13 protein-coding genes are annotated in these 17,692 nt (G+C 62.2%); 9 read left to right on the plus strand and 4 right to left on the minus strand.

Annotated features, from left to right (window positions below):
* Positions 1 to 8 precede the first annotated feature (8 nt).
* From GPS82_RS05080 to GPS82_RS05100, 5 genes are read left to right on the plus strand one after another with little or no spacing between them, the layout of a single operon-like run.
* Positions 9 to 362, plus strand: a complete 354-nt coding sequence (locus GPS82_RS05080) for a hypothetical protein (protein ID WP_296491729.1) — start codon at positions 9 to 11, stop codon at positions 360 to 362.
* A gap of 30 nt (positions 363 to 392) precedes the next feature.
* On the plus strand, positions 393 to 605 hold the full coding sequence (locus GPS82_RS05085) for a hypothetical protein (protein ID WP_296491732.1): 213 nt from the start codon (positions 393 to 395) through the stop codon (positions 603 to 605).
* 2 nt (positions 606 to 607) lie between these two features.
* Positions 608 to 3,328, plus strand: coding sequence for a sensor histidine kinase (locus GPS82_RS05090; protein ID WP_296491734.1), 2,721 nt, complete (start codon positions 608 to 610; stop codon positions 3,326 to 3,328).
* Between the two features lie 14 nt (positions 3,329 to 3,342).
* Positions 3,343 to 3,717: a response regulator gene (locus tag GPS82_RS05095; RefSeq protein WP_296491737.1), complete on the plus strand. Its 375-nt coding sequence runs from the start codon at positions 3,343 to 3,345 to the stop codon at positions 3,715 to 3,717.
* On the plus strand, positions 3,714 to 5,879 hold the full coding sequence (locus GPS82_RS05100; protein WP_296491739.1) for an exonuclease domain-containing protein: 2,166 nt from the start codon (positions 3,714 to 3,716) through the stop codon (positions 5,877 to 5,879). Before GPS82_RS05095 ends, GPS82_RS05100 begins: the two co-directional genes overlap by 4 nt.
* Positions 5,880 to 5,962: 83 nt before the next feature.
* Here the strand turns inward: GPS82_RS05100 and GPS82_RS05105 are convergent, their stop codons facing one another.
* From GPS82_RS05105 to GPS82_RS05120, 4 genes are read right to left on the minus strand one after another with little or no spacing between them, the layout of a single operon-like run.
* Positions 5,963 to 7,825, minus strand: coding sequence for a putative nucleotidyltransferase substrate binding domain-containing protein (locus tag GPS82_RS05105; RefSeq protein WP_296491741.1), 1,863 nt, complete (start codon positions 7,823 to 7,825; stop codon positions 5,963 to 5,965).
* Between the two features lie 6 nt (positions 7,826 to 7,831).
* Positions 7,832 to 8,302, minus strand: a complete 471-nt coding sequence (locus GPS82_RS05110) for a DUF2721 domain-containing protein (RefSeq protein ID WP_296491744.1) — start codon at positions 8,300 to 8,302, stop codon at positions 7,832 to 7,834.
* Between the two features lie 36 nt (positions 8,303 to 8,338).
* On the minus strand, positions 8,339 to 9,496 hold the full coding sequence (locus GPS82_RS05115; protein WP_296491746.1) for an MFS transporter: 1,158 nt from the start codon (positions 9,494 to 9,496) through the stop codon (positions 8,339 to 8,341).
* A gap of 3 nt (positions 9,497 to 9,499) precedes the next feature.
* A complete protein-coding gene (locus tag GPS82_RS05120; RefSeq protein WP_296491749.1) occupies positions 9,500 to 11,131 on the minus strand; it encodes a peptide chain release factor 3 in 1,632 nt (543 codons plus the stop codon).
* 185 nt (positions 11,132 to 11,316) lie between these two features.
* On the opposite strand from GPS82_RS05120, the gene GPS82_RS05125 reads away from it, so the two are divergent.
* The 4 genes from GPS82_RS05125 (at position 11,317) to malQ (ending at position 17,351) form a co-directional block, all read left to right on the plus strand.
* Positions 11,317 to 12,969 carry an alpha-D-glucose phosphate-specific phosphoglucomutase gene (locus tag GPS82_RS05125; protein WP_296491751.1) on the plus strand — a complete coding sequence of 551 codons (1,653 nt, stop codon included), beginning with the start codon at positions 11,317 to 11,319 and terminating at the stop codon, positions 12,967 to 12,969.
* Positions 12,970 to 13,043: 74 nt separating this feature from the next.
* Complete coding sequence (gene glgC, locus GPS82_RS05130) at positions 13,044 to 14,318, plus strand: glucose-1-phosphate adenylyltransferase (RefSeq protein ID WP_296491753.1); 1,275 nt, start codon at positions 13,044 to 13,046, stop codon at positions 14,316 to 14,318.
* Positions 14,319 to 14,330: 12 nt separating this feature from the next.
* On the plus strand, positions 14,331 to 15,779 hold the full coding sequence (gene glgA / locus GPS82_RS05135; RefSeq protein ID WP_296491755.1) for a glycogen synthase GlgA: 1,449 nt from the start codon (positions 14,331 to 14,333) through the stop codon (positions 15,777 to 15,779).
* Positions 15,780 to 15,836: 57 nt separating this feature from the next.
* Positions 15,837 to 17,351: a 4-alpha-glucanotransferase gene (malQ, locus tag GPS82_RS05140; RefSeq protein ID WP_296491757.1), complete on the plus strand. Its 1,515-nt coding sequence runs from the start codon at positions 15,837 to 15,839 to the stop codon at positions 17,349 to 17,351.
* The last annotated feature ends 341 nt before the right edge of the window (positions 17,352 to 17,692 follow it).

Consider the following 17,692-nt stretch of genomic DNA (forward strand, 5'->3'; position numbering starts at 1 on the left):
AGTTTTGCATGGTGTTTGACATCAGCGTCGCAATGACGTGGATCTTGTTTCTGGCGCTGTTCCCCATCAGCTTTGTCTGGCTGCGCCGGGCCTGGCGCATTGTGGTGAACCGTGATTTTTCCGAGGTGGGCATCAAGCGCGGCGAGGCACCGCCCAATCCCGAGAAGTTTGCGCCCTATGAGATGGCCATCAATCTGGTGGCCGGGGTGGTGATTGTGTGTGTGATTGTGGCGGTCATCGTGGGCTACTGGGACTACAGCACCTGGAGCGCCATTGCCGGCAGCACCATCTGGTGCAAGTTCATTGCGAGTTTTGCGCTCAGTCGCCATGCCCACGCCAGTTGGCTCAAGGGCAAGGCCTGAGAGACAAAAACCAGAGGTTTTATCGCGGCCATGAACGACAGCCTGACCACCCAACGACTGATCGTCTTGTTTTGTTGTGGCTGGTTGCTGCTGAATTTTCCGCTGCTGGGTTTGTGGGACATCAAGGCCACAGTGCTGGGGGTGCCGCTGTTTCCGGCGGCCCTGCTGACACTTTGGGCCCTGTTGATTGCCGCGCTGGCCTGGTTGATGGAGCGCCACACCCCGCTTGACAAGGACGACTAGACATGTTGTCGCCGGCGCTGGTTATTGGGGCTTCTTTTGCCTATTTGCTGCTGCTGTTTGCGGTGGCCAGCTTTGGCGACTGGCGCGCCGCCCAAGGTCGCTCCGTCATTGACAACCCCTGGACTTATGCCTTGTCGCTGGCGGTGTACTGCACCGCCTGGACTTATTTTGGCAGCGTTGGGCGCGCTGCCTCGGGCGGCATCTGGTTTTTGCCGATTTATCTGGGGCCCACGCTGGCCATGGTGTTGGGCTGGCTGGTGCTGCGCAAGATCATTCGCATTGCCAAGACCTACCGCATCACCTCGATTGCCGACTTCATTGGCAGCCGCTATGGCAAGAGCCCGCTGCTGGCCGGGCTGGTGACCCTGATTGCGGTGGTGGGCATCGTGCCTTACATCGCATTGCAGCTCAAGGCGGTGTCTGCCGGCTACGGCTTGCTCACGGCCTCCTCGTTGAGTGAGTTGCCTGTGCCGGTGCACTGGACACAAGACAGCACGTTTTACATGGCGCTGGCGCTGGCCGGCTTCACCATGGTGTTTGGTGCCCGCCATCTGGATTCAGCCGAGCGCCATGAAGGCATGGTGGCGGCGATTGCCTTTGAGTCGGTGGTCAAGCTGATCGCCTTTCTGGCGGTCGGGATGTTTGTGGTTTACGGCATGTTCAATGGTCTGGCCGACCTGTTCACGCGGGCTCACGCCGTGCCCGCGCTTGACAAGTTGTTGCGGCTGGAGCAAAGCGGCAGTTTTGCCTGGACGCAGTGGTTTGCCTTGACCCTGCTGTCCATGTTGTCAGTGATTTTCTTGCCGCGCCAGTTTCAGGTGATGGTGGTGGAAAACGTGCGTGAGAGCCATCTGCGCCGCGCCGTGTGGGTGTTTCCGCTGTACCTGCTGGCCATCAACCTGTTTGTGTTGCCGATTGCCCTGGGCGGCTTGTTGTACTTTGGCACCGGCACCATGAACGCCGACAACTTTGTGCTGTCGCTGCCGCTGGCGGCCGGGCAACCTGCGCTGGCCTTGTTTGCGTTCATCGGCGGCCTGTCGGCAGCCACCGGCATGGTGATTGTGGAGACCATCGCCGTGTCCACCATGGTCTGCAACGAGCTGGTCATGCCGCTGCTGCTGCGCACCCGGCATTTCAAAACCGGGGCCGGGCACGACCTGACCCGCGTCCTGCTCCATATCCGGCGCGCTGCCATTCTGGTGGTGCTGGTGCTGGGCTATGTGTATTTTCACTTGGCCGGCGAAGCCTACGCACTGGTGAGTATTGGCCTCATCAGCTTTGCGGCGGTGGCGCAGTTTGCACCCGCCGTGCTGGGCGGCCTTTACTGGAAAGGAGCCACGCGCCGGGGCGCGCTGGTTGGGCTGCTGGCCGGTTTCTTGATGTGGGGCTACACCCTGATGCTGCCCTCACTGGCCAAGTCGGGCTGGTTGCCTGATGCCTTTTTGACGCAAGGCCTGTGGGGCTTGCACTGGCTGCGGCCTGAGCAATTTCTGGGGCTGCAGGGCCTGGACAACCTGACACATTCCCTGTTCTGGAGTCTGTTGGCGAACATTGGCGCTTACGTGGGCTTGTCGCTGTGGCGCGCGCCCAGCGGCCAGGAGGCCAGCCAGGCCTTGTTGTTTGTCGATGTCTTCGAGCGCACCACGACGGCGCGACCGGTGTTTTGGCGCGGTCGCGCCACCGTGCCGGATTTGCTGCGCCTGTGCGAGCGTTTCATGGGGGCGGACCGGGCGCAAGCGCTGTTTTCGGCCTACGCGCGGCAGGTGGGGGTCGGCAGCCTGGGCGGTATCACGCCTGATGCGCGCCTGGTGCATTTTGTCGAGACCCAGCTGGCGGGTGCGGTCGGCAGTGCCTCGGCCCGGGTGCTGGTGGCCAGCAGCGTCGAGGAGGAAACCCTGACGCCGGACGACGTGCTGCGCATTCTTGATGAAACCTCGCAACTGCGTGCCCATTCGCTGGAGCTGGAGGAAAAGTCTGCATCGCTGGAGCGCGCCACGGCTGAGCTGCGCGCGGCCAATGACCAACTCAAGAGCCTGGACCGGCTCAAGGACGACTTCATGTCGTCGGTGACGCATGAGTTGCGCACGCCGCTCACCTCCATCCGGGCGCTGGCCGAGCTGATGCGCGACGACCCCGCCATGGAAGACGCCCAGCGCGGCCAGTTCATGGCCATTATTGTGAGCGAGACCGAACGCCTTTCCAGGTTGGTGAACCAGGTGCTCGACATGGCCAAAATCGAGTCCGGCCATGCCGAGTGGCATAACGCCAGGGTCGATTTGGGCGCACTGGTGCAGCAGGCGGTGGTGACCACCTCGGAGCTGTTTCGGGAGCGGCAAGCCCAAGTCACGGTCAGTGTGCCCGAAACGCCGTTGTTCCTGATGGCCGATCCAGACCGATTGACCCAGGTCATGCTGAACTTGCTCTCCAACGCCGCCAAGTTTGTGCCGGTGCCTGGTGGTCGGGTTGATGTAAGCCTGGGCAGCGACGATGGCGGCGTGACCGTGATCGTCAAAGACAACGGCCCTGGTGTGAGTGCCGAGCAACAGGCGCTTGTTTTCGAGAAATTCCGCCAGGGTGGAGATGCCGCCAACCGGCCGCAGGGCACCGGCCTGGGCTTGCCGATCAGCCGCCACATTGTGGAGCATTTTGGTGGCAGACTATGGCTGGAGTCACGACCCGGGCAGGGCACGGCGTTTTGCTTTTACCTGCCCTTCAAAACATAAAAGAGGAGAGCGAGATGAGTCCAAAGATACTGGTGGCCGACGACGAGCCCAACATTGTGATTTCGCTGGAGTACCTGCTCAAGCGCGAAGGCTATACCGTGGTGATTGCGCGCGACGGCCAGGAGGCACTTGAGGCGATCACACGTGAATTGCCCGATCTGGTGCTGCTGGATGTGATGATGCCAAAAAAGTCCGGCTTTGAGGTGTGCCAGGAAGTGCGTGCCAATGACGCCCTGCAGGGCGTCAAAATCCTGATGCTCACCGCCAAGGGCCGTGACACCGACGTGGCCAAGGGCACGGCCCTGGGCGCCGATGCCTACATGACCAAGCCCTTTTCAACCCGTGAGCTGGTGCTGAAAGTGGCGCAGATGCTGGGTGGCTCAGCATGAGACTTGACCGTCGGCTGATTCTGGCCATTGCCGTGATCGGGCTGGCCACCGTGGTCTGGCTGCTGCTGACCATTGGTCTGATCGGCTCCACCCTGGAGCCAGAGCAACGCGCCCTGGTGATGGAGCAGTTGGCACCGCGTTTTGTCTTGATTGCCATGACCTGGGTGTTTGGCCTGTTCAGTATTGCAGCCACGCTGCGCTGGCTGTTCCGGCGTTATGCCTCGGCTCCGGCACGCCTGGTGGAGCAAACCCAGGTGTTGTTGGCCGCGCCCAGGGCCGCCCCCATGAACCACGAGGGAACCAAAGAAACCAAAGCCCTGGCGGAAGTGATTTTTCAGCTCGCCTCGCAGCGTGACAGCCTGCGTGAGGATGTGGCCACCCAAATCGCCCAGGCCAGTGCCGGCGTGCAGCAGGAAAAAAACCGCCTGGCGGCACTGATGTCGGAACTGACCCAAAGTGTGGTGGTGTGCAACCTGGATGGCCGCATCATTCTCTACAACAACCGCGCCCGTTTGCAGTTCAAGACGCTCTCTGTGGCGCCCACGCTGGCCGGAGGCGCCGAGCTGGTGGGCATTGGGCGGTCCATTTACGCCGTGTTTGACCGCCAGTTGGTGGCCCACGCGCTGGAGAGCATTCAGCAGCGGGTGAGCCGTGGCGCAGGCAGCCCGTCGGCCCAGTTTGTCACCACCACACAGGCCGGCCAGTTGCTGAAAGTGCAAATGGCCCCGGTGCGCAATGATGACGCGGCGGGTGGCACGGCTGAGATCAGCGGTTTTGTGTTGATGCTGGACAACGTGACCCGGGCCTTTGAAGCCGAGCACACGCGTGACCAGTTGCTGCACGGGCTCACCGAGGGCAGCCGCTCATCGCTGGCCAACATTCAGGCGGCCGTGGACATGCTGGCCTACCCGGACCTGGACGCCGACATGCGCGAGCGCTTTTTGACCGTGGTGCGCGAAGAGGTGAGCAACCAGAGTGAGCGTATTTCGGCCATGACTCAAAAGGCGTCCGAGGGCTTGAAGGCCCGCTGGCCGCTGGAGGAAATGCTGGGCGCCGACGTGCTGTTGGCCAGCCAGCGCCGCATCGAGGCGCGCAACAAGCGCACCGTCACGCTGGAAAATCTGGATGCCAGTGTCTGGCTGAAGGTGGACAGCTTCAGTCTGACGCAGGCGCTTGACTACCTGGCCATGCGGCTGGTGGACGAGTTTGATGTCAAATTTTTCCGGCTGCGGCTGCAGCCATCAGGCAACCGGGCTCAGCTCGACCTGATCTGGACCGGCCAGGCCATGAGCACCGAAACCGTGATGAGCTGGGAAATGGACAGCATGCGTTTTGGCGCCGAGAGCACGCCACTGACGGTGCGTGACGTGGTGGAGCGCCACGGCGGCGAGATGTGGTTTGAGCGTGAGCGGACGCGCCATGAAGCTTTTTTCAGGTTTTTGCTGCCGTTGGCCAGTGTGCAGGAGCAGCTTGAGGCCACGCAAATCTTGCACAACGACAGTCGCCCGGAGTATTACGACTTTGACCTGTTTGCCGCGACCGACGAGAGCCACGCGCTCGAAGACCGCCTGCTCAGCGAACTGTCGTTCACTGTGTTTGACACCGAAACCACCGGGCTGAACCCGTCCGAGGGTGACGAGATCATTCAAATCGGTGCGGCGCGCATTGTCAACAGCAAGTTGCTGCGCCAGGAAAGTTTTGAGCAATTGGTCAACCCGGGCCGGCTGATTCCGGCGGCCACCATCCCGATTCATGGCATCACCCAGGACATGGTCAAGGGCAAGCCGCCCATCACCGAGGTGTTGCCGGCCTTTTATACCTTTGCCCAGGACACCGTGCTGGTGGCGCACAACGCCGCCTTTGACATGAAGTTTTTGCAACTGCAAGAGCGCCACACCGGCCTGGTGTTCAATCACCCGGTGCTCGACACCCTGCTGTTGTCAGCGGTGGTGCATCCGAATCAGGAGTCGCACCGGTTGGAGGCCATTGCCGAGCGTTTCAACATCACGGTGCTGGGTCGCCACACGGCTTTGGGCGATGCGTTTGTGACGGCAGAAGTCTGGCTGCGCCTGTTACCGTTGTTGCAGGCCATGGGCATCACCACCCTGCGCCAGGCCCGGGAAGCCGCGCAAAAGACCTATTACGCGCGGCTCAAGTACTGAGCCTGCTGCGCTCTGGCCTGAGCCCGATCCAAGGTGGCTGCCAGCTCCCTGATGGGTGCGGGCTGACGGTTGTTTTGCAAAAGTCAATAACGTTGCTTGAGCACATCTTGCAGCGTTTGCACCACGCTGAATGCGTTTTTCAGGTGGCTGCGCTCGAAGTTGGACAGTTCCTCCAGCGCCAAAAAGTTGTCGGGTGCCTTGCCTTGCCTGGTCTGGCGCGCCTGGTGGGCAATGCGCAGCTTGCCCAGAAACTCCAGCGCATCGCGCAGGTCGCGGGCACTTTGCGCGCTTACCTCGCCCGCTTGTGAAGACACCTCAAGCCGGTCATGGGTGTTGGCCACCGTGACACCTGCTGCCAGCGCGTAAATGCGCGCCAAATCCACAATCGGCACGATGCCGGTGTGCTTGAGGTCAATGGTGTGCGGGTTGTCGCCGCCTTTGCTCAGCGTGATCTGGCCAAACATGCCCAGCGGCGGCCGGTGCTTGAGCGCGTTGCTGACCATGTGGGCCAGAAACAGGCTGTTGCCCTTGGTGCGCTGCACCACCTGCTGGCGCAGGCCGTCAAGCAAGTCGGCCTTGCCATGGATGGCGCGCAGGTCAAAAAACACGCAGGTCAACATCAGCGCCTTGGGCTTGGGCTGGTCAACCCAGACGTGAAAGTATTCGGCCCAAACCCGGCGCGGCTGGCGCCATTGGTCGGTCATGGCCATCATGTCGCCCGGACAGTGGATGTAGCCGCACTCGGCCAGGCCGTCACAGACAAATTTGCTCAGCGCCTTGAAGTAAGCGCCATGCGTGGCTTCGTCAAAGGCATCGTCAAGGATCAGGCAGTTGTCCTGGTCGGACTTGGCTGTTTGCTCGTTGCGCGCCTGGCTGCCGGCGGCCACCCAGACGTAGTCAATCGGGGCCGGCCCAAACTGCGCCTCGGCCAGGTTGATCAGGCGGATGGTGATGGCATCGGTGATGGAGGTGATGATGTGCCCGGTGCTGTAGGCGCTGGCGTCGGCTGCGGCCAGATGTTGCTGCAACTGCTTGATGCGGGTGCTGATGGCTTTCAGGCCATCGACCGTGCTTTGTTTGTAGATGTCACCGGCCAGATACACCGCCGAGGTGCTGTGCTGTTCGGTCAGGTCGGTGGCGGTGATCATGCCCAGAATGTCGCCGCCTTCCATCACCGGGATGTGGTGGATGTTGTGGCGCGCCATCAGCAGCAGGGCTTCAAACGCCGGGCTGTTGGCGCTCACGGTCATGGGTGCCAGGGTGGCAATGTCTGACACCGGATGGCTGATGTCCAGCCCCTGTGCGACCACGCGGTTGCGCAGGTCGCGGTCGGTCACCAGGCCAAACAGCAAACCCTGCTCGACCAGCAGCACCGACGACACCCGCAGGTCGCGCATGAGCGCTGCGGTGGCCTGAATTGAGGTGTCGGGGGTCACGGTGATGGGCGCGCGCTTGATCAGGGTGCGAATGGGCGTGCTCAGCAGGTTCAGCGCGTTGCTGGATTCGGTGACCTGTGGCGTCTGCGCCTCCTGAGGTTGATGCGCCGCCTGATATGAAGGCAGAAAGAAAGCCAGTTGAGGATGTTTGGCGCACAGCTGGACCAGCACTTCAGCCGGCAGCCAGGCCAGTTCGCAATCGGACCCGGCCACAGCCTGCCAGGTCGCCAGTTGCGGCGCTGGCGTGGCCCCAAAACCAAACAGGTCGCCGGCTTCGAGCTGCACCGACAAGTTCAGGTCAGGGTCACTCAAGCGCGCGCTGCCGCTCAGGATCAGGCCCAGCCGGTCGGGCAGCCGACCCTGCGCGAGCAGTGTCGCGCCCGCTGTTGCGCTGGCCAGCGTGAATTGGCCGGCCAGGGCCTCACGGCTTTTGCTGCTGAGCTGGGCAAAAACCCGCTGGCGCGACAAGTGGCTGGTTAACAGGGTTGGTGGCTTGGGCGTGGAGGGCATGTTGGGTCACTCGGGTTGTTCTGGCGGGCCGGGCAATTTTCGGCCAAATTTTAGAATACGGGTGGCAATCAGTGTTTCGGTCAGAAAGCACAGCAGGGCCAGCAAAAAGCAGGTCACGCCAGAAAGAAACAGGATGGTGGCAATGCGAAAGATCTGCCATTCGGTGGTCTCGCCCAGAAACAGCGCCATGATGGTCAGACCGATCAGAATGGCGCAAAACGTCAGCAGCGCAATGCACGCATTGACCAATGCGCCGCGCTGGCGAAGTTGCTTGAGCTCTTCAAAGGCGGAGGTCATGGGATCGATGTGTGGGGCTGCATCGATTCGATCTTCAAGGATGCGGGCGCGGTCGATGATGCGCGCCAGTCGCCCGGCCACGCTGCCAATCATGCCGGCCACGGCGGTGAGCAGAAACACGGGCGCCACGGCAAGCTGGATGCCATGGGTGACGGTGTCGAGGTCGGTGGCAAAAAACATGGAAATTCCCCGATGGTGAATCGTCTCACTGTAACTTCAAGCGGCCTTGGCGCGCCTGTTTCTGACCAGTGCCGTCAGACCAATCGCCGCCACCGCCATCAACAGGGCCGGAAAGCCAAATGCGAATGATGCCTCAAGCAAGGCGCCGGATGCGCTGGAGGCGACCAGCCCGCCCAGTGTGTAGGACAGCACCAGCACGGCGGTGGCATTGACCAGCACGATGCCTTTGTCACGCGCACCAATGTCAATCATGGACAGGGTGTAGAGCGCGCCGCCTGCGGCACCCCAGATGCCCACCATCGGCCAGATCAGCCAGTGCGCCCTGGCGGCCCAGGGGAGGGCAAAGGTGGACAACAAAATGACTGCAGCGCACACCGCCATCAAGGTTCGCCGCCCGTGGGCCGGGGTGGTGAAGCGGTCTGCCAGCATGCCCGCAGGCAGAGCCGCCAGCATGCCGCCCAAGCCGCTGACCGACACCAGCAAAGCCGCGCCGCTGGCACCGAGGCCCAGGGTGAGGCCGTAAAGCGGCAGGATGGAGGCCAACCCGAGTTCAAAAAAGCCGCCCACAAAACCCGCCAGCATGATGACCGGCTGGGCCCGCACCGCGCGCATCAGTCCCTGCCAGCCAATGCCCGCCGTGTGGTGGTCTGGGTCTGGCGGAAGCGCTGGTATCAGCGCGGTCCAGGCCAGGCCGACGGCCAGCAGCGCGATCACCAGCCCGAATGCCGCGGCGCTGTCGGTGCCGACCCAGGCCAGCAGCACCGGACCGATGACAAAGGTGAGCCCGACCATGGTGGCATAGGCGCCAATGTAGCGGCCGGTCTGTCCGGGCGGTGCAAATTCGGCAATGAAGGCCTCCGCCAGCACCCAGCGCAAGCCACCCGCCACGCCGGCCATCAGCTCCAGCGCAAACCAGACCCACAGCACATCGGTGAGCATGAAGCCAATGGCTGCAACCATTGGCAAGGTGGAGGCGATCCACATGGCGGTGCGCCGCCCCAGCCGGTGGGTGACCAGGGAGGCAAAGGGCGTGACGATAAAAATACCCAGCCAGGTGGTGGCCGCAAAAAGCCCGGCCACCGTGGTGGAAACGTCGGCTTTTTTGAGCAGCAACAAGAGCAGCGGCGACAGCATGAAAATGCCGGAAAGCTGGAACAGGGTGGAGCCAAAGACGCTCAGCAAGCCTTGTCGCAAGATTTATCCCGCTGACTGCAGCGCGAGTCCGGCATGTTCGCGCAGCGGATGAAAGTGGATTTTGGGGAAGCGCTCCTGCGCCAGCCGCACGTCATACGGGCTGGTGCACAGGTAGGCCAGGGTGTCGGCGGCGTCGCGCGCCATGCGCTGCGGGTAGGCGTAGACAAATTCCTTGAGTTCGGCGGGCGAGTCGGCGGTGATCCAGCGCGCGCCGGTGTACTGGCTGCTCTCCAGCCGCACATCGGCGTCGTATTCGCCTTTGAGGCGGTGCTGCACCACCTCAAACTGCAACTGGCCGATGGCACCGAGCAGCATGTTGCCGCCCATCTCGGGCTTGAACACCTGGATCGCGCCTTCTTCGCCCAACTGCGCCAGCCCTTGCTGCAACTGTTTGGTGCGCAGCGGGTTTTTCAGCACCACGGTCATGAACATCTCGGGGGCAAAAAACGGCAGGCCGGTAAACAGCAGATTCACCGAGCCGTCGGTGATGGTGTCGCCGAGCTGCACGCCGCCGTGGGTGGTAAAGCCGACGATGTCGCCGGCATAGGCTTCTTCGACCGCCTCGCGGCGCTGGCTCATGAAGGTCACCACGCTGGTCGGGCGCAGCTCTTTGCTGGTGCGCATCACCTTGAGTTTCAAGCCCGGCACATATTTGCCGCTGGCAATGCGCACAAAGGCGATGCGGTCGCGGTGGTTGGCGTCCATGTTGGCCTGCACCTTGAACACCACGCCTGAAAAAGCGTCGTCTTCGGGCTGCACTTGCTTGATGACCGGCTGCTTGTTGACCACGAACGAACTGGTGCGCGGACCGGGCGAGGGCGCCAGGTCAACCAGCGCGTCCAGCACCTCCATCACACCAAAGTTATTCACGCCCGAGCCGAAGAACACCGGGGTCTGTTTGCCAGCCAAAAAGGCCTCACGGTCAAAGCTGGGCGAGGCGCCGGTGGCCAGCTCCATGCTTTCCAGCGCGGTATCCCACTCGTGGCCAAAGCGCTTTTGCAGTGCGTCCGGGTTGGACAGCGGCATGGCCTCGAAGTCGTGCGGCAGGCGCTCCGAGCCGGACTCGAACACCGTCATGGTCTGGGTGCGCAAATTGATGATGCCGCCAAAGCTCTTGCCCTGACCCACGGGCCAGGTCATGGGCACGCAGGGCATGCCGAGTTCGCGCTCGACCTCATCCAGAATGTCTAGCGGGTCGCGCACCTCGCGGTCCATCTTGTTGATGAAGGTGATGATGGGCGTGTCGCGCTGGCGGCAGACCTCGATCAGGCGCCGGGTTTGTGATTCGACGCCGTTGGCCGCGTCGATCACCATCAGCGCCGAGTCCACCGCCGTGAGCACGCGGTAGGTGTCTTCAGAGAAGTCCTTGTGACCGGGGGTGTCGAGCAGGTTGATGACGTGGTCGCGGTACACCATCTGCATCACCGAGCTGGCCACCGAGATGCCGCGCTGCTTCTCGATCTCCATCCAGTCAGACGTGGCATGGCGCGTGGCCTTGCGCGCCTTGACCGAGCCGGCGATCTGGATGGCGCCCGAGAACAGCAGCAGTTTTTCAGTCAGTGTGGTCTTGCCCGCGTCGGGGTGCGAGATGATGGCAAAAGTGCGGCGGCGGCGGGTTTCAAAAGCGTAGGTCACAGGGAATTCTCAAGTCTGGGGTTGGCGCAAGCCCGTTTGGCCTCTGCCCCGGGCTTGGCCGGGCATGGCTGGGTCGAGCGATTCAACCGCGGGAATCTGGCTATTTTAAAGGCTGGGCGGCGCCGGTTTAAGACGCAAATTGGTGCTAAATTCAAGTGGTCACAGTTGCATCAGGTGTTTCCATCATGGCTATTAAGACAATCCCCACCCAGCCCTTTGCCGGACAGCGTCCCGGTACCTCAGGTTTGCGAAAAAAAGTGACTGTGTTCACACAGCCTCATTACCTGGAAAATTTTGTCCAGGCGCTGTTGGATGTGCTGAATGCCACCGGTGCTGACGGTCAGGCCTTGAAAGGCCAGACGCTGGTTCTGGGCGGTGACGGCCGCTTTTACAACCGCGTGGCCGTGCAAACCATCCTGAAGCTGGCGGCGGCCAATGGCGTGGCGCGCGTGCTGCTGGGGCGCGGCGGCATTTTGTCGACGCCTGCGGTCAGTGCCGTGATCCGGCGCCGCCAGGCCTTTGGCGGCATCGTGCTGTCGGCCAGCCACAACCCCGGCGGCCCCGATGGCGACTTTGGCATCAAGTACAACGCGGGCAATGGCGGTCCGGCCAATGAGGCGCTGACCGAGGCGGTGTATGCCCGCACCCAGTTGGTGCGTGAACTGCGCTGCAGCGATGCACCCGATGTCGACATCGATCGCCCGGGCCTGCAGCAGATCGAAAACATGCAGCTTGAAGTGATTGACCCGGTCGCGGATTACGCCGCGGTGATGCGTGAATTGTTTGACTTTGAGATGCTGCGCGGCATGTTTCAACGCGGTTTCCGGGTGCGCGTGGATGCCATGAACGCCGTGGGTGGCCCTTATGCCCGGGCCATTCTTGAGGGTGAGTTGGGCGCGCCGGTGGGCACTGTGGTCAATGCCGAGCCGCTGGAAGACTTTGGCGGCCTGCACCCTGACCCCAATCCGGTCAACGCGGAAGACCTGATTGCCCACATGAGCGCTGCCGATGCCCCAGACTTTGGCGCCGCCATGGACGGTGATGCCGACCGCAACATGGTGGTGGGCCGCAACTTTGTGGTCACGCCCTCTGACAGCCTGGCGCTGATGACGGCGCACGCCCGGCTGATTCCGGGCTACCGGAGCGGCTTGCTCGGGGTGGCGCGCTCGATGCCCACGTCGGCAGCGGTTGACCGGGTGGCCAAAGCCATGGGTTTGCCCTGTTTTGAGACCCCCACCGGCTGGAAATTTTTTGGCAACCTGCTCGATGCGGGTCGCGTGAGTTTGTGCGGCGAAGAGAGTTATGGCACCGGTTCCAGCCATGTGCGCGAAAAGGACGGGCTGTGGGCCATTCTTTTCTGGCTCAGCCTGCAAGGCGCCAGCGGCTGTTCGGTGGAGACCCTGGTGCGCGAGCATTGGCGTGTCTATGGCCGCAATTACTACACCCGGCATGACTATGAAGGCATCGCCGTGGATGCGGCCAACGCCTTGATGGCCGATTTGCGCGCCGCCTTGCCCGGTTTGTCGGGGCGTCAGTTGGGTGGCCGTCAGGTGGTGTTGGCTGACGATTTTGCCTACACCGACCCGGTTGACGCCTCGGTGTCGAGCCAGCAGGGCATCCGGCTGATTTTTGATGATGGCGCACGCGTCATTTTCCGGCTCTCGGGCACCGGCACCGAGGGCGCCACGCTGCGGCTTTACCTGGAGCGTTATGAGGCCGATGTGGCGCGGCAGGACCAGCCGGTGCAGCAGGCGCTGGCTGAGCTGGCGGCTGTGGCTGAGCAGGTGGCGGGCATCAGGGCGCGCACCGGCATGATGGGGCCCACGGTGGCCACCTGATGCCAGTGGCAAGTCAAATCAGCCTGTGATCAGGCCGTCACAGCTTCAACAGATTCAAACAACAAGGGAAATTCATGGTGCATTTTGAAAAAAGAACGCTGGAAACCCACCAATTGGTGCGGCACACGGTGGCTCTGATCTTGGCTGGCGGGCGTGGCTCGCGGCTCAAGCAATTGACTGACATGCGCGCCAAACCGGCTGTCTACTTTGGTGGCAAATTCCGCATCATTGACTTCGCCCTGTCCAATTGTCTGAATTCGGGCATCCGGCGCATGGCGGTGGTGACGCAGTACAAATCACATTCCCTGATGCGCCACTTGCAGCGCGGCTGGAGCTTTTTGCGCGCCGAGCTCAATGAAATGGTTGATCTGCTGCCCGCCCAGCAGCGCGCGGGTGAGGAGCATTGGTACCGTGGCACTGCCGATGCCATCTTCCAGAACATCGACATCATCCGCGCCAGCAAGCCCAATTACATCGTGATCCTGGCGGGCGACCATGTGTACAAGATGGACTACTCGATCATGCTCAAGGACCATGCGGCACAGGGCGCGGGTTGCACGGTGGGCTGCATCGAGGTGCCGCGGACCGAGGCCGGCGCGTTTGGGGTGATGGCCATCGATGAGGCGCGCCAGATCACCGCATTCATTGAAAAACCCGCAGATCCGCCTGCCATGCCGGGCAATGACGCGGTGTCGCTGGCCAGCATGGGGATTTACATTTTTAATGCCGATTACCTCTACCAGTTGCTGGAAAAAGATCTGGCCAATCCCCTGTCCGAGCATGACTTTGGCAAAAACGTGATTCCCCAGGCGGTGGCTGACGGCCGGGCGCTGGCGCATCCGTTTGGCCTGTCATGCATTTCGCGGGTCAAAGGCGCTGAGCCCTACTGGCGCGATGTCGGCACGCTTGACGCGTTTTGGTCGGCCAACCTGGACTTGGCGTCCACGGTGCCCGAACTCGATATTTACGACACCGACTGGCCGATCTGGACCTACCAGCGCCAGTTGCCGCCAGCCAAATTTGTGCCCGATAAAGACGGCAACCATGGCATTTACGCCAACACCGTGGTGTCGGGCGGCTGTATTGTGTCGGGCTCCCATGTGGCGCATTCGGTGCTGTTTTCCGAGGTGAGGGTGCACTCCGACTGCTTCATCGACGAGGCCGTGGTGCTGCCCGATGTGACGATCAACCGCCATTGCCGCCTGCGAAAAGTGGTGATTGACCGGGGTTGCGAGTTGCCCGAAGGACTGGTGGTGGGCGAAGACCCGGTGCTGGACGCACAGCGCTTTGAGCGCAGCGAAGGTGGCGTGGTGCTGATCACCCGCGATATGTTGGCTCAATTGACGTAAAGAGAAGTTGCCATGAAAGTGTTGCAGGTCAGCGCCGAAATCTTTCCGCTGCTCAAAACAGGCGGTCTGGCAGACATTGCCGGCGCCCTGCCGATTGCCCTGAATGCTTCGGGCTGTGCGGTGCGGGTGCTGTTGCCGGGGTTTGCGCCCATCCTGGCCGACCTGCAGTCGGACAGCGTGTTGACCGAACTGACCGCGCCCTGGGGCGAGCGCGTGCAGCTGCGCCAGGGCGTGCTGGGCAGCCTGGGCATCGCGGCCTACGTGATTGACGCGCCGGATCTTTATGCGCGTGCCGGAACGCCTTACGAAGATGCCCAGCGCCAGGCGCACCACGATAACCACCTGCGCTTTGCCTTGCTGGGCTGGGTGGCTGCGCAGCTGGCGTGCGGGCTCGACAGCCACTGGCGGCCGGCCGTGGTGCACAGCCATGACTGGCACGCCGCGCTGACATCGGCTTACCTGGCCTTCGGGCCTACGCAGGGCCGGCGGGTGGCCAGCGTTTACACCGTGCACAACTTGGCCTACCAGGGCGTTTTTGCACCGATCCATTTTTTTGATCTGGGTTTGCCCACGCAGGCCTTCTCGGTCAACGGCCTGGAGTTCCATGGCCAGTTGTCGTTCATGAAGGCCGGGCTTTACTACGCCGACCACATCACCACGGTCAGCCCCACTTACGCGCGGGAAATCCAGACGCCGGAGCAGGGTTGCGGCCTTGACGGCCTGCTGCGCTCCCGCGCCCATGAGCTGAGCGGCATCCTCAATGCGGTGGACGAGGCGGTGTGGAATCCGGCGACCGACGCAACCATTCCCGCCGCTTTCGATGCCAAAAAGCCGGCCGGCAAGGCGCTTTGCAAAGCCGCGCTGCAGCAGCAACTGGGCCTGGCAGTCAAACCCGATGTGCCGCTGTTTGGCTTGGTGAGCCGCCTCACCGAGCAAAAAGGCCTGTACCTGGTGCTGGCGGTGCTGGATGAACTGATTGCGCGGGGTGGGCAACTGGTGGTGCTGGGAACCGGTGATGCGGCGCTGGAGGATGCGTTCCTGGCGCGGGCAGCCGCGCACCCGCAAGCCGTCTCGGTGCGCATTGGCTATGACGAAGCCCATGCCCACCGCATCTTTGCCGCCACCGATGTCACTCTGGTGCCATCGCGGTTTGAGCCGTGCGGCCTGACGCAAATGTATGGTTTTAAATATGGCAGTTTGCCGCTGGTGCACCGCGTGGGCGGGCTGGCCGACACCGTGGTTGACTGTGCGCTGGAAAACCTGGCCGATGAAACAGCCAATGGATTTGTTTTTGATGCTTTCACGCCCGAGGCGCTGGCGCGTGCCATGCGCCGTGCCTGGGCGCTGTATGAACGCAAAAGCGAGTGGCGCAATGTGCGTCAGCGGGCCATGCAGCAGTCCCTGGGTTGGAACAAGGCAGCGGCGCAATATGTGGCGCTGTACCATCGCTTGCTCTCATGAGTTGCCGGGTCGCGTGGCATTTTCTTGTTGATGTTTACTTTTTGGAGCGCATGACGCATGGCTGATTCGTGGATGGCGCAGCGCGCCGCCGGTGTGGTGTTGCACCCCACCTCGTTGCCCGGGCCGCATGGCATGGGCGACCTTGGCCCAAATGCGTATTTTTTCATCGACTGGCTGCACACGGCCGGGCAGACGCTTTGGCAAACTTTGCCACTCGGACCCGTGGGACCGGGCGATTCGCCATACATGGGGAGTTCGGCGTTTGCCGGCAACCCGATGCTGGTGGCCTTTGAGCCGTTGGCGCAACGCGGCTGGCTGGATGCCGAAGGTCTGCAGCAGCCATGGGACGAGCAGCAAATTGACTATGCGGCCGTGACCCCCTGGCGGCTGCAAAAGCTGCGCGAGGCTTTTGCCGGTTTTGAGTTGCAGGCCACGGAGCAGGAACGCGCCGAGTTGTCCGCCTGGGCCTTGGGTCAGCAATCCTGGCTGGAGGACTACACCTTGTTCATGGCGCTCGATCAGGCTTACAGCCCGTTGCTGTGGCCCGAATGGCCGCCAGCGCTGGCCCGTCGTGACACGCTTGCGCTGGAAGTCGCGCAGGCCAGTCATGCCCATGAAATTGCTTTTTGGTGCTTTGTGCAGTGGCAATTTGACGTGCAATGGCAGGCCATCAAAAACTATGCCCACGGCAGGGGTGTGCGGCTGGTGGGTGACCTGCCGATTTTTGTGGCGCACCACGGCGCCGACTGCTGGGCCCGGCCTGATCTTTACAAACTCGACGCAACCGGTCAGCCGCAGGTGGTGGCGGGTGTGCCGCCCGACTATTTTTCAGACACCGGCCAGCGCTGGGGCAACCCGCTTTACGACTGGGCGGCCATGGCTGCCGATGGCTACCGCTGGTGGATTGAGCGCATGTGCCGTCAGTTGTACCTGGCTGACGTGGTGCGCATTGATCACTTCAGGGGCTTTGTCGATTACTGGGAAATCCCGGCCAGCGAACCTACCGCCGTCAAAGGTTGCTGGCAGCCCGGGCCAGGGGAGGCCCTGTTTACTGCGCTTTCGACCGCGCTGGGCGAATTGCCCATCATCGCCGAAGACCTTGGCATCATCACGCACGAGGTGAATGTGCTGCGCCAGCGCACCGGTTTCCCCGGCATGCGGGTGCTGCAATTTGCCTTTTCGGGCGATGCCGGCAGCGCCTACTTGCCGCACAATTTTGAGCCCAACACGGTGGTTTACACCGGCACCCATGACAACGACACCGTGCCCGGCTGGTGGGCCAGTTGCAGTGCGCATGAGCGCGCTTTTGCCACACACTACCTGGGCAGCGATGGCAAGGATGCGCATTGGGGCATGGTGCGCGCTGCCAGTTTTTCAGTCGCGCGCTTGTCGCTGTGCCAGTTTCAGGATGTGCTGGGGCTGGGCAGCGCGCACCGCATGAACACGCCTGGAACCATGGGCTGTTGGTCGTGGCGCTTCACCTGGGACCAGGTAACGACTGACATGGCCCAGCGGTTGGCCAACATCACCGCCGCCAGCGGCCGGGTCGGCTTTGACCGGTTGAAAATTTAGCTGTTTTCAAGGGGTGGTATACCGCTGGCCCAGGAAACTTTGTTGAGTTGCCTCCGGCAACGGTTTTTCCATTGGCACTGGCAGTTCCAGACCCGTTGGAGCCGTTCACGGCGGGCAGCTTTCCGGCTGTCCAATTCAACCCCAGTGAGACGCCATTCGTGGCATTCGGCATCGTGCCCATTGCGGGTGCACGGCGGGGTTGGAAGCGGTCATTCAAAGTCAAGGTAATCTGTTGGCGAAGCGCGCCACCGCCGAACGATCCCAGCAGCGCAGGTGTTTGCCGGTCAGGCTGATTGATGGAACGCATTCTGTGCGCCCACTTGTAATGCACCTACATTTCA

The sequence above is a fragment of the Rhodoferax sp. genome, from assembly GCF_011391645.1.
Classification (GTDB): domain Bacteria; phylum Pseudomonadota; class Gammaproteobacteria; order Burkholderiales; family Burkholderiaceae_C; genus Rhodoferax.

Coding starts and splice junctions, on each gene's coding strand:
- GPS82_RS05110 (WP_296491744.1), bottom strand. CDS start 8,302: ATGTTTTTTGCCACCGACCTCGACACCGTCACCCATGGCATCCAGCTT.
- malQ (WP_296491757.1), top strand. CDS start 15,837: ATGGCTGATTCGTGGATGGCGCAGCGCGCCGCCGGTGTGGTGTTGCAC.
- glgC (WP_296491753.1), top strand. CDS start 13,044: ATGGTGCATTTTGAAAAAAGAACGCTGGAAACCCACCAATTGGTGCGG.
- GPS82_RS05085 (WP_296491732.1), top strand. CDS start 393: ATGAACGACAGCCTGACCACCCAACGACTGATCGTCTTGTTTTGTTGT.
- GPS82_RS05100 (WP_296491739.1), top strand. CDS start 3,714: ATGAGACTTGACCGTCGGCTGATTCTGGCCATTGCCGTGATCGGGCTG.
- GPS82_RS05105 (WP_296491741.1), bottom strand. CDS start 7,825: ATGCCCTCCACGCCCAAGCCACCAACCCTGTTAACCAGCCACTTGTCG.
- glgA (WP_296491755.1), top strand. CDS start 14,331: ATGAAAGTGTTGCAGGTCAGCGCCGAAATCTTTCCGCTGCTCAAAACA.
- GPS82_RS05125 (WP_296491751.1), top strand. CDS start 11,317: ATGGCTATTAAGACAATCCCCACCCAGCCCTTTGCCGGACAGCGTCCC.
- GPS82_RS05080 (WP_296491729.1), top strand. CDS start 9: ATGGTGTTTGACATCAGCGTCGCAATGACGTGGATCTTGTTTCTGGCG.
- GPS82_RS05095 (WP_296491737.1), top strand. CDS start 3,343: ATGAGTCCAAAGATACTGGTGGCCGACGACGAGCCCAACATTGTGATT.
- GPS82_RS05090 (WP_296491734.1), top strand. CDS start 608: ATGTTGTCGCCGGCGCTGGTTATTGGGGCTTCTTTTGCCTATTTGCTG.